The organism is Anaerosporobacter mobilis DSM 15930 (assembly GCF_900142955.1).
Taxonomy (GTDB): Bacteria; Bacillota; Clostridia; order Lachnospirales; family Lachnospiraceae; genus Anaerosporobacter; species Anaerosporobacter mobilis.
In genome coordinates, this window is the sequence record NZ_FRCP01000005.1 from 261,612 (window position 1) to 275,096 (window position 13,485).

At 36.8% G+C, this 13,485-nt stretch carries 8 protein-coding genes and 1 tRNA gene; all 9 read right to left on the minus strand.

Annotation, left to right across the window (positions count from 1 at the left end; all coding sequences use genetic code 11):
• Nucleotides 1–21 precede the first annotated feature (21 nt).
• The 9 genes from BUB90_RS01085 to dxr all read right to left on the minus strand — a co-directional run bounded on the left by BUB90_RS01085 (nucleotide 22) and on the right by dxr (nucleotide 13,436).
• Nucleotides 22–729: a DUF5131 family protein gene (locus tag BUB90_RS01085; protein WP_073281855.1), complete on the minus strand. Its 708-nt coding sequence runs from the start codon at nucleotides 727–729 to the stop codon at nucleotides 22–24.
• A gap of 292 nt (nucleotides 730–1,021) precedes the next feature.
• The gene (locus tag BUB90_RS01090) at nucleotides 1,022–1,870 is read right to left on the minus strand and encodes a MerR family transcriptional regulator (protein ID WP_073281857.1); all 849 of its coding nucleotides are present in this window, start codon (nucleotides 1,868–1,870) and stop codon (nucleotides 1,022–1,024) included.
• Between the two features lie 130 nt (nucleotides 1,871–2,000).
• Nucleotides 2,001–2,072: transfer RNA gene (locus BUB90_RS01095), tRNA-Glu, on the minus strand.
• A gap of 131 nt (nucleotides 2,073–2,203) precedes the next feature.
• Complete coding sequence (locus BUB90_RS01100) at nucleotides 2,204–3,637, minus strand: glycoside hydrolase family 3 N-terminal domain-containing protein (protein WP_073281859.1); 1,434 nt, start codon at nucleotides 3,635–3,637, stop codon at nucleotides 2,204–2,206.
• A 257-nt stretch (nucleotides 3,638–3,894) separates the two neighbouring features.
• Nucleotides 3,895–4,773, minus strand: a complete 879-nt coding sequence (locus BUB90_RS01105; protein WP_073281861.1) for a DegV family protein — start codon at nucleotides 4,771–4,773, stop codon at nucleotides 3,895–3,897.
• Nucleotides 4,774–5,004: 231 nt separating this feature from the next.
• Nucleotides 5,005–9,486: a PolC-type DNA polymerase III gene (locus tag BUB90_RS01110; RefSeq protein WP_073281863.1), complete on the minus strand. Its 4,482-nt coding sequence runs from the start codon at nucleotides 9,484–9,486 to the stop codon at nucleotides 5,005–5,007.
• A 370-nt stretch (nucleotides 9,487–9,856) separates the two neighbouring features.
• Nucleotides 9,857–10,915 carry a flavodoxin-dependent (E)-4-hydroxy-3-methylbut-2-enyl-diphosphate synthase gene (gene ispG, locus BUB90_RS01115; protein WP_073281865.1) on the minus strand — a complete coding sequence of 353 codons (1,059 nt, stop codon included), beginning with the start codon at nucleotides 10,913–10,915 and terminating at the stop codon, nucleotides 9,857–9,859.
• Between the two features lie 268 nt (nucleotides 10,916–11,183).
• A complete protein-coding gene (rseP, locus tag BUB90_RS01120; protein WP_073281868.1) occupies nucleotides 11,184–12,254 on the minus strand; it encodes an RIP metalloprotease RseP in 1,071 nt (356 codons plus the stop codon).
• Nucleotides 12,255–12,287: 33 nt separating this feature from the next.
• Nucleotides 12,288–13,436, minus strand: a complete 1,149-nt coding sequence (gene dxr, locus BUB90_RS01125; protein WP_073281870.1) for a 1-deoxy-D-xylulose-5-phosphate reductoisomerase — start codon at nucleotides 13,434–13,436, stop codon at nucleotides 12,288–12,290.
• Nucleotides 13,437–13,485: the final 49 nt, after the last annotated feature.

The following is a 13,485-nucleotide window of genomic DNA, read 5'->3' on the forward strand; positions in this document are numbered from 1 at the left end:
TACAACAAGCTACCCCAATTTTTACAAATTAATCATTGCTTTTCTCGCTTGACTACATAAGTCTTTTGTAGCCAAGGTGTATTCTTTATTATCCTTAATAAAATGAGTCCCACATTGTCTAAAATCAAAGTGAGTATTCTTTCTTAAACATTGATTTCTCAGGTCAAGTACCCAATCATAATTCAGAGGACGTGCATTTCGATCCGATTCCCCACCTACTACTACCAGTTCAATTCCCTCCAGATACTTTTCAATATCAATTTGTTCTAGTAAGGGCTGACAGACAATATTCTTATGTTTGATTGGCATGTCCGAAAATAGTGACAATCTGCAGTCTGCCATATCTTGATTTTCTACTGTACAACCAACGGTTACATTTTCATAACCATCATTCCAATCATCTGGAATACATTGCATGAATCTCTCAATTCTTTTTGTTAGGAACATAAAATGCAAATCAGAACGTTCTTTTATTATATTCCAACACTCAGTACGCCATACATCAGCCTCTTCTAATAAAAAATCAGTAGAAAAGCATAAAAATACCAATTGTCCAGATTTCATTTTATATTCACCGGATTTCTTCTTTTCAATTGGAGCATAGAATTTGTCTGAACGAATTATCTCATTGGTGTCAATACCTCTCTTTAAATCACCTTTATGTATATAACAATATTTACACCCTTCACTGTATTTATGACAACCACGCCAAGGTCTCCACATAGCCATAGGACTCCCCCCCTATTATCAATTTTATTTTCACTTGAAACTGAATATAAATATTAATTTTTACGTAATACAAATGAATATCCTTTTTCCACCATCTCCAATATAGTATCAAACTCTCGTTCCAAAGCCCCTGCGGCTTTAATACCCTTCACCTAACCAACAGAGATAATTCTAATTCATTCTATCATTTCCAATATTTACTTACAAGATATTTATTGTTATCTACTTCCATTTTCTCACAAAAAGAAACTACCAACTCTAATTAATAGTTCGTAGTTTCTCGTTTGTCTATTTATTCTAAGTAGAATTGTGCCACTGCACTAGCAAAGAAATCTGCAGTACCAACGCCATATTGGGTATCTAATGAAGCTTTCATCTTCTCATCTTTTTTATAAGCGTCTGCTAGTTCTAATATCAAAACCTTCGCATCATTTAATTGATATAATTGCTTTGATACAAAGTCGTATTCGCCGATAATTGCTTTTACCTCGAAGGAAGATGTGTCTGACCCACGATTATCTGACAATTTCTTCATGATAGCATCCATTCGTTTTTGATATGCTTCCATAACTTTTGAATTAATCGAATTATTTGCTGTCTTTAATGCACTTTCCTTGTCGCCATACCACTCTACTACTTTTTCAAAATTCTTCTGTGTCTTTTCGCTAGAGGCATTCTCCATATAGTACTCTTTGAATTGCTCCATACTGCCATACTTCACAATAAATACCTCTTTTTGTTTCTCCGACAAATTAGATATTATAGTCTGAAACAACTCCTCAATCTCAGCCTTATTAAACACTGTAAAATCCATCTTGTTCTCTCCTTTCAGAATATCATCGATATTGGAAATGAGACGATTTAATCTGTCCCGTTTCAGTTCAATCATTGCTTTCTGACTTCTTAAAATTGACTCTTTATCAAAATTAGGAGAAAACATAATAGATTTGATTTCCCTTAAAGGTATATCAAATTCTCTAAAAAACAAAATTTGTTGTAATGTTTCTAATGCTTTATCGTCATAAAGTCGGTATCCCACTTCACTACATTTCGTTGGTTTTAGAAGACCAATTTCATCATAATAATGGAGTGTGCGTACACTAATACCTGTCAACTTAGCTACATCCTTTACTGTTTTCATTATATGACCTCCTGCTCTTGATAAAACCAGCTTAACCTATGACGTTCCGTGAGTGTCAAGAGATTTTGCACAAATAAACAAAAAAGCCTAAGGAAAAACCTTAGACTCTTTCACATTCCATATTCATTAACAGCTCGTACGGGAATCGAACCCGTGTTTCCGCCGTGAGAGGGCGGCGTCTTGACCTCTTGACCAACGAGCCTTACAACGAAGTTAATGATACCATAGAATATTTTCTTTTGCAAGTATTTTTTTGAATATTTTTAAAAAATCTGAATATTTTTAATTCGTTTCCATATACTTATAAATTCTTTTTATTATTACCATTTCAACTTACCAATCTAGTCTCTTTTTCTTTAATAGCAATACTCTTCGAACAGAATCCTCGATTCTTGCTTCACTAATCTCGCCGTTCTTAACTGACTTCAACAAACTGTTGTAAGACTTGCGAAAATCTGCCGGCATTAGAATGAGATCACAACCTGCTTTTACTGCTGCCGTGGTTGATTGTTCAATCGTATAATTCTTGCTTATTGCCCCCATATTCATAGCATCTGTAATAATAACACCATCGTATCCTAACTTCTTACGCAAGATATCTGTAACCATTACTTTTGATAATGAACTTGGTGTATTATCTCCTATAACTTTTGGTACAGATATATGTCCAACCATAATAAGATCAATCCCATTCTTAATTCCATCAATAAAAGGTACAAGATCTGCCTTTTCTAATTGCTCATATGTTTTGTTGGTATATGCAAATCCTTTATGAGAATCTCCTTCTGTAGCCCCGTGCCCTGGGAAATGCTTATAGGTAGCATACAAACCTGCATCATTAAGCCCCTGCGTGTACGCACCTGCATATTCAACTACTTTCTTTGGTGATGAACCAAAGGAACGATTCTTTACTACTGTGTTTTTCTTATTCGTTAACACGTCAGAATCGGGTGCAAAATCTAGGTTAAAACCATATTTGCTTAGATATTGACCAATCGTATTACCAATCTTATACGCCTCTTCTTTTGATGCTACTGTTGATAAGTTATCGAATTTGGTTGCTTTAAAATTTGGATTATTACCAATTCTAGTTACTTCTCCACCTTCTTCATCAATTCCAAGGAACATCGGTATTCCATTGTTTACTGTTGCGTATTGCTGCGTATTCGTAAGCAATTTTATGAGTTGGCTCTCACTTTTAATATTCCCCGAGAAATAAATAACTCCTGCTACATGATACTTATCTATCGCATTCTTCGTTTTCGTACCTGCTACTGTTACATTATTATAATTGGTTAATTCTTCAGGTGAAACGATGAACATTTGACATAATTTTTCTTCCAAAGTCATATTCTTAATTATTTCGTTCACTTCTTTTAGTTGTTGTTGTTCCTTCTTCGTTACCTTCATTTCTGCTAGTTTATCTTCCTCACCATTACTATCAGCAACTACATTTGCACCTCCTGTACTTTCTGTAGCATCAGGCGTTGTTTGTTCCGTTTCTTCAACGTCATTCGAAATAGTATCCTTAGATATCCCTAACGAATCCTTCTTCGTTTTCATTGATTCTTGTTCCTTCTGCTTGATGGAGGCAGCTAGTACTTCCATACCATTTTCTTTACCATATTTACTATTATCAGAAGCCCCTTTATATTCCCCTAATAGAATTAATGCGAATCCAACCGCAAAAACCTCCACTAATACTATGTACAGATATCGTTTTATGTTCTTCTTATAGTTATCTTCTTTATCTTTCTCTTTATTCATAATCTCATTTTCCTCTCTTAACAATCGTACACTTTATGTTGTTAACATAGTTAACATAATTTATCAACTTATATATAAAGTAACCTATTTCAATGTTTTTGTCAATATTTGGTATTTTATTATCGGATTATTTCTTCTACAATACTCTACCTACAGAGTAAAAAAAGGATTGAACCCTGTTCCGTACAGCATTCAATCCTAATTAATTGTCTGAATTTTATTGTTTACTCTGATCAAAACATATTATTCCGATACGATTACGCATCATATCTTTTAATGAATCCCATACCAATCGGGTGCGGTCCTGTATGTGTACCAATGGTAACACCGATACGGCCAATCATTGGCACTTTAACACCAAGACCTTGATCAACCAAATCCTTGAACTTCTCAGCTTCATCGTAATCAATTCCTGTACCTACTACAAAGGAATATGTTTCTGGCTCTTCACCAATTTTCTTAAAATGCTCTTGCGCGATGTCAATTAACCTTTTCTTTGACTTCTCACGACTTCTAGTAATACCTGCTGGAAAGATTTCCCCTTCTTTCAATACAATCAAAGGTTTAATCCCTAGTGTATCACTTGCGAAAGTTAAGAGTTTTCCCATACGTCCACCTTTTTTTAGATAATCCATACTTCCTATGGTGAAGATGATACGTCCCGTTGATTTAATACGTTCCAGGTGGGCGATTGCTTCTTCATAACCAACACCATCATTTTGCATACGAAGTGCTTCCTGCACATATAACCCTTGTAAAACTGTATTAACCATTGAATCAATAACAGTAATAACTGCATCTGGATATTTTTCTAATACAATTTCTTTGGCATTACATGCAGATTGATAGGACCCACTGAATTTGGTTGTAATACAAATGCAAATCATTGGAGTTGCAGTTTCTGCGTATTTGGAGAACACATCAACAAAATCTTGAACAGATGGCAGGGAGGTTTTCGGATATACATGTTCTTCTATCATTTTATTATAAAATTCAAAGTGGTCAACCTCAATGCCCTCTTTGTAATAGTTTTCTCCATCAAATGATACATAAAACGGTACGATCTCTAACCCTTTCTCTTTTGCATATTCTAATGACAAATCACAAGATCCATCGCTAATAATTTGATATTTCATAACATTTCAACCTCGCTTTTATATCGTATTAACTCTTCTTATCCTAGTTTTTAATACCATATGATGCATTTTAGCACAATTATACCAAAAGAACAGTACCTTTGGTTTTTGTTAATAATTATTTTATAAATCATTCAGATTTAACTTAAAAAGACAATCAACAACTGGTTTGTATGTGCACACGCACACATACAAACCATGAAGACTGTCTTTTTACTAGAGTTATTGCAGTTACATCTGGAAGAAATCCATTAACGAAATCTGGTTGGTAGCAGGTAAATCTGCAAGAATTCCAAGGTCTGCCATTGTATCAATAACCGTAGCACTGACCTTGGTTCTTTGTCTGAAGTCATCAAGGGACAAGAATTTACCATCTCTTGCAGCAAGCACTACTGCTTCTGCCGCTTTATCACCAAGTCCATCAATGGTATTAAGTGCAGGCATAATCTTACCATCAAAGATCTGAAAATGATGTGATTTAGCCCGGTAAACATCAAGTGGTTCAAACTCAAATCCTCTTGCATACATCTCTTGAACAATTCTCATATCCTTTAAAGTATCTAATTCCTTCTTTGATAGTTCATTCATTCGTTTCTTATAATCAGCCATATAATATTCTAGTTTTTCACGACCAAGACACATAAGCTCATAGTTGAATGCCGAAGCACGGATACTAAAGTATGCCGTGTAATATGCTATTGGATGATACACTTTAAAGAACGCAATACGAAAGGCCATCATAACGTATGCAGCTGCATGAGCTTTCGGGAACATGTATTTAATCTTCTTACAGGATTCAATATACCATTCTGGCACTCCCGCCTCAATCATGGCTTTCTCCATATCCGTTGTTAAACCTTTACCCTTACGAACACTTTCCATGATCTTGAAAGCAAGACCATTCTCTACTCCCGTATGAATTAAATAGGTCATGATATCATCACGGGTACAAATTGCGGTAGATAACGTACAATTTCCATTCTGTATATAATACTGGGCATTATTAAGCCATACGTCTGTACCATGGGACAGACCTGAGATACGTACCAGATCAGAAAAGGTCTTCGGCTTTGTATCACGAAGCATCTGCATAACAAAGTCAGTACCAAACTCAGGAATTCCTAGGGAGCCCAAATCGCAACCACCTAAATCTTCTGGTTTTAAACCTAACGCACTAAGATTATCGAACAAGGATAATACTTTCTCATCATCAAAACGAATGGTTAAGGGATCAATTCCTGTTATATCTTGTAGCATACGAATAATGGTCGGATCATCGTGTCCAAGTATATCAAGTTTTAACAAGTTGTGATCAATGGAGTGATAATCAAAATGTGTTGTAATTGTCTGCGTCGTCATATCGTTAGCTGGTCGTTGCACAGGTGTGAATGAATAGATTTCCTCACCAAGTGGAAGAACTACGATACCTCCTGGATGCTGCCCAGTTGTTCTACGAACCCCAACACAACCATCAACGATACGTTCAATCTCTGCTCTTCTCTTATGTTGCCCATGTTCTTCATAGTATTTTAATACATACCCAAATGCTGTCTTATCCGCCAAGGTACCAATTGTTCCCGCACGGAATGTCTGTCCTTTACCAAAGATAACCTCGGTATAATCATGGGCATGGCTTTGGTACTCTCCTGAGAAGTTAAGATCGATATCTGGTTCCTTATCTCCATAGAAACCAAGGAAGGTTTCGAATGGAATCTCATGACCATCTTTACTAAGTGGCTGTCCACAGTTCGGACATAATTTATCTGGCATGTCACAACCTGATTTTCCTGCAAAAGCCTTCACTTCTTCTGAATCAAAATCAGAATAGTAACAGTTCGTACAGTAATAATGAGCCGGTAACGGATTAACTTCCGTAATACCTGACATAGTAGCTGCGAAGGAGGATCCTACCGAACCTCTCGAACCTACCAGATATCCATCTTCATTAGATTTCCAAACTAGTTTCTGAGCGATAATATACATTACGGCAAAACCATTGCTAATAATGGATTTTAATTCCTTTTCTAGACGAGCACTAACTGGCTCAGGTAGATTTGGTCCATACATAGAATGGGCTTTATCGTAACAGATGGTACGTAAATCTTCATCTGAATTCTCGATGACAGGAGGACATTTATCTGGTCGAACTGGTGAGATCTTCTCGACCATGTCCGCAATCTTATTGGTATTGGTGATAACAATCTCTTCTGCCTTCTCTCTACCAAGATATGAAAATTCCGCTAACATCTCATCTGTGGTACGAAGATACAACGGTGGTTGATTATCCGCATCTTTGAACCCTTTACCTGTCATGATAATTCGTCGATACACCTCATCTTCTGGTTCTAGGAAATGCACATCGCAAGTGCCTACAACTGGTTTGTTGAATTCTTCTCCAAGTGCAACGATCTTTTTATTAATCTCAATCAAATCCTCCTTGGACTTTACATCATACTTATCACTATGAATCATGAAATCATTGTTGCCAAGCGGCTGTATTTCAAGATAATCATAAAAATCCACTAACCTAGTAATCTCTTCCTTTGATTGGTTTCTAAGTATCGCTTGATATAATTCACCTGCCTCGCAGGCAGAACCAATAAGTAATCCTTCCCGATTTTCTAAGAATACACTCTTTGGTATTCTCGGTCTACGAGCGTAGTAATTGATATGAGAATAAGAGATTAATTTATATAAATTAATTCTACCTATGTCGTTTTGTGCTAGAATTATGGCATGATAGGTTGGAAGCTTCTTTATCATAGCCGCGGAAAGCTTACTCATCTCATTTAATTTCTCTACACTAAACACATTCTTCTCTTTTAGCATCTGAATGAATTTCACATAGATCTCAGCTGTAGCACCTGCATCATCAACTGCACGGTGATGGTTTTCAAGAGAGATACCTAGTTCCTTCGCAACGATATTCAACTTGTATTTTGATAAGGTTGGAAGAAGTACACGTGCCATAGATACAGTATCTATAACAGTAAAATCTGTAGTGATACCTAACTGTTCCGCCTTCTTCGTTATAAAACCAACATCAAAAGAAGCATTATGAGCAACTAAGATGCAGCCCTCACAAAACTCTAAAAATTGTGGTAATATAACATCAATGATTGGTGAATCCATAACCATAGCATCTTGAATACCCGTTAACTTCTCAATCTCATAAGGGATTGGAATCTCTGGGTTAATGAACGTTGAATAGGTATCTACAATCTCGCCATTCACTACCTTAACCGCACCAATTTCAATGATTTTATCATTCACAGGACCAAAACCTGTAGTTTCTATATCAAATACAACGCTTGGTGCATCTAGCGTCTGACCTTTCCCATTCTCTACAATATCCTTCAAATCATCTACTAGATATGCTTCCACACCATAGATCACTTTGAAGTCAGACTTCTCAACAACGTGATTTGCCTCAGTGAATGCTTGTACAACTCCATGGTCAGTAATAGCAATTGAATTATGCCCCCACGCCATCGCTCTCTTTATTAATGTTTTGGCATCTACTACAGCATCCATATCACTCATCATAGTATGGGCATGTAATTCCACTCGTTTTACAGGTGCATTATCCACTCGTGATGTTGTGAAGTCTGGGATTGTTTTAATACCAACGATAGAACTAATAGAGATTTCTCTATCATACTTATCCATCAAGGCCATCCCCTTCATCTTGATAAAGATACCATTCTTAAGTACTGACGCAATATCCGCCACCTGTTCATTCTTAACAAAGATTTTTGCAGAAATTGTATCTGTAAAATCTGTTACGGCAAATGTGATAATTGTTTTCTCATTACGAAGTTCTCTTGTTTCAAACTTATTCACTCTACCACGTACAACAACTTCTCCAACTTCATCTTGAATCTCCGATATGGCAATTGCTTCCCCTTCAAAACTCTTACCATAGATGATATCTGGGTCTTGTGGCAACTTCTTATAACTATTATATTTGGTCTTCTCAGTTTTGGCTCCCCTAGCATCTGCGGTCTTGTCTTTACTTTCCGCTTTGGGAGCTTCTTGAGCATTACCTTTTGTACTACCAACTAATATAGACGTATTATCAGACTCTTTCATTAGATGTCCACTCTCATCAGATGCAGCAATATAGACGTCACTGTCTTCGTCATGGGACATATGATGCTTTCGCATTGCCTTCGCATACATTTCCTTAATATCTTCTTCGTCTTTCTCAGGTGGATCCACATAGTTAAACTTAATGTTAATTGCATAACCAAATCGATTCGAGAAATTATCCTCTAGAATTCGCTTCATATTAGAAGATTTATTCTTTGCTACAAAGTTGTCTTCCATCTCAATTTCAATGGTATCGCCTTCTACCTTATAATCTGCCATCTTGAACAAGTTATACTCAAGAATACTACTGTCCTTCATCTCTTCAAGTAAACTTTCATAATATGCGTCCATTAGCTTATCTGGTGTATATTGCGCAGACAACTCATATCGATCATACAATCTGACTTCATTGGTTGTATCAACAAAAAGCTGCTTCTTAATCTGATACTGCATCTTCTTCACTAGTTTCCTAGATATCAAATGCGTACTCATTATATATATCTTAACTTCTTGATTAATTCTAGAAGCTGCAACACGTTCAATTACAGTATCCTCAAACATATCTTGCAATTCTTTTGCAACCTTTAATGTCTCAAACACTTCAAAGAATTGCATATTCATGTTTACAACCTCCTTTTCTTTCTAATATACTTACGCAAAACTCTATACACTTTCGTCGTAGCTTATTGAGTAACGTCCAATGACACAAAACACGCTACGCACTTAAGTACTTCTAAGTGTGTACCGAGTGCTATCAAATATTACGGAACCACCTTCGATTCGGCATCCTGCCTCAGCTCAGGCTGGCTCGGCTTCCATGCCTCGCCTTCCTACTCTACTTAGTACACACTAAGAAGTACTAAAGTGTTTCGCTATCGTTTTTTAGTTATTGTACATTTGTTAAGAAGCTATTTAATACTATCAAGAGTTTTGCTTCTCTTACATTATAGATGGCACTAAGTCGTTAATACTAAGTTCTTATTCTAGTTCTTCAGTTCTTATTCCAGTTCTTCAATTCTTCTTCTAAGGTTGGAAGTAATTGATCTTCTGGCAATGTCTTAACTACTTCTCCCTTTTTAATTAACATGCCTACCCCTTTGCCACCGGCTATTCCAATGTCCGCTTCTTTTGCTTCACCAGGTCCATTAACGACACAGCCCATAACGGCTACCTTGATATCTAAGTCGTATTTTTGAACCATATTCTCTACTTGATTTGCAAGTCCTATTAGATCAATTTGCGTTCTTCCACACGTTGGGCAAGAAACTACTTCAACTCCTGCTTTTCTTAAGCCAAGTGTACGAAGTATTAACTTCGCTGATTTTACTTCTTCCACTGGATTTCCTGTTAAGGATACTCGTATGGTGTCACCGATTCCTTGGTTTAGGATAATGCCAAGTCCGATACTTGATTTGATATTACCTGAGATAATAGTTCCTGATTCGGTAATTCCTACATGCAAAGGATACTTCGTCTTCTTCGCGATTAACTCATGTGCTTGCACAGCCATTAATACATTAGAAGACTTAATACTAATAACTAGATTGTCATAGCCCATCTCTTCTATAGTTCTTACTTTATCAAGTGCACTTTCTACGATTCCTTCTGCAGTGACTCCACCATATTTTTCAACCAGTTGTTTCTCCAAAGATCCGCTGTTCACACCTACACGAATAGGAATATTACGCTCTTTGGCAGCTTCTACAACTGCTCGTACACGTTCTTCACTGCCGATGTTGCCTGGATTAATACGAATCTTATCCGCACCATTCTCTATAGCTGCTAGGGCAAGACGGTAATCAAAGTGTATATCTGCTACAAGAGGAATTGATATCTGCTTCTTAATCTCTTTGAGTGCAAGTGCTGCTTCCATTGTTGGAACCGCACATCGAATAATATCACAACCAGCTGCTTCTAATTCTTTTATTTGTGCAACAGTAGCCTCTACATCTTCTGTCTTTGTATTTGTCATAGATTGAATAAGTACCTGGTTACCACCACCAATTACCTTGTTTCCAATCTGAATTACTTTTGTATTATCACGGTACATTATGAATACCTCCTTGTTTACTTTTCACTTCTCTATTTCCACTTCTCTATTTTACCACATTTTTATATAAGTTATATGGCTAATTTATTCCTAGCTATTAGAAAATAATCAATTGATAAAGAGGTGTATAAAATACATTCGTATCTTATCACACCTCCCTATCTTAATATTGTTTTATTCTAAATAGTACATAAACTTGTTAACTTATTACCCTATCAAGTCAAATTACTTGATGATGTGAAGGTTTATACACTTTGTTAGTCTTAGTTTATACAATAAAGCCAAATAGCCTTTTTACGTCGTTAAACATAACAAATACCATTAAGAGCATTAAGAGAGCAAGCCCGACCATATGGACGAAACCTTCCTTCTTAGGATCAACTGGCTTACCACGTACTGCTTCTATTATTAAGAATACCAGACGGCCTCCGTCTAGTGCAGGTAACGGTAATAAGTTCATTACACCAAGGTTGGCACTCAGTAAGATACTCATATAGAGAAGCTGAATCACAACAGCTGACACACCTTCAGACTTCGTACTATTAATTCCATCTCCAATCATATCAACAATAGCAACAGGTCCAGCCAAATCACTAGTAGATACTTTACCAGTTATCAAACCACCAACACTTTGAACTGCTGAAACAATCCAAGATTTTACTTCTATTGCACTATATTTGACTACGTCAAAGGCATTCATCTTCTCGCCCGTCGTGGCTATCGTTTTCGTACGTCCTAGATTTGCTAAAAAGCCCATCTGGTATGCACCAGACTCAATCTTTTCCGGCGTTATCGTGATATCCATAATTTCTCCACCACGGTTAATGGTTAATGTAACATCCTTTTCTGATGTTGGATGGAAGAATAGATAGAATGTAACTTCACGACCATTGTCAATATGAGACCCATTCATCTCTACGATTACATCCCCAACTTGTAGTCCCGCTTCCTCCGCAGGTGAATCTTCTACAATCTGAGCAATGGAAGAAGGATCATAACCAACTTTACCAACAACAATCATCGCTAGTACGAACGCTAGAATGAAGTTGAATATTGGACCAGCCGCAATAACCGATATACGAGCCCATACCCCCTTCTTTCCAAAGGAGTTTGGAGAATCCGCTTCTTCATCCTCTCCTAACATCATACATGAGCCACCAATCGGGAACAACTTCAGTGAATATCTAGTTCCATTCCGTAGAAAACTAAAAAGTCTTGGTCCCATACCAACCGAGAATTCTACAACTTCTATTCCATTCTTCTTTGCCAATAAAAAGTGACCCAGCTCATGGATGATTATAATTAAGCTAAAAATCAAAATAGCTAAAATAATATTCATGTAAATACCTATCCTTTCTATGCTACAACAGCATTACACGTGGAATCGCGATTCAATTCTTTCATATGTTTGTGCTTCTATTTCAAGTATCGCATCCACACTTGGATTATCCACCTTACGATGCCACTGAATTGCATCTTCGATTATTTCGTATATCTCAAGGAACGATATCTCCCTATTCAAGAATTTGGCTACCGCTCTTTCGTTTGCCGCATTAAATACAGTCGGCATACTTCCACCCATTTTACCCACTTCATAGGCTAATGAAAGTCCGCGGAAAGTATCTAAATCAGGTGCTTCAAATGATATACTTGATAGTGTTGTAAAATCTAATCGCTCTCCCCCGAGCCCTCTTCGATCTGGATACGTTAGTGCATATTGAATGGGAAGTTTCATATCAGGTGTTCCTAGTTGAGCGATTACACCACCATCAACAAACTCAACCATAGAATGAATGATACTCTTTGGTTGTACAACAACTTCTATTTGGTTAAACTCAACCCCAAATAACCACTTGGCTTCTATAACTTCTAACCCTTTGTTGACCATTGTTGCTGAATCAATCGTAATCTTTCTACCCATTGACCAATTCGGATGCTTTAGGGCATCTTCTAGACCAACTTTTTCTAACTGCTTTGTAGTCATTCCTCTAAAAGGTCCTCCAGAAGCTGTTAATAATATTCTACTAATACGATTGTAGTTTTCTCCATTCAAAGCCTGGAATATTGCAGAATGTTCACTATCAACAGGAAGTATCTTAACATTATATTCTCCCGCAAGTGGCATTATGATATGTCCAGCAGTAACTAGGGTCTCTTTATTAGCAAGTGCAATGTCTTTCTTCGCTTTAATCGCAGCAATCGTTGGCTGAATTCCTATCATCCCTACGATAGCAGTTAATACGACATCAGCTTCCGGGGTTACACTACACTCTATTAAGCCCTCCATACCACTGGTAATCGTAACATCACAGTCCGAAACAAGTATACGTAACTCCTTCGCTTTCTTCTCATCAAAGACGCATACCATACGTGGTCTGAATTCTCTTATCTGTTCTTCTAATAACTTGATATTTGACCCTGCTGCCAAAGCCACAACTTCCATATCCGAATTATTTCGAACGACATCAAGTGTTTGCGTTCCAATGGAACCTGTTGAACCAAGTACTACTATTTTTTTCATCTTTGTACCCTTGTATATCACGTTTTACTTGTGATATTACTTTCTTACT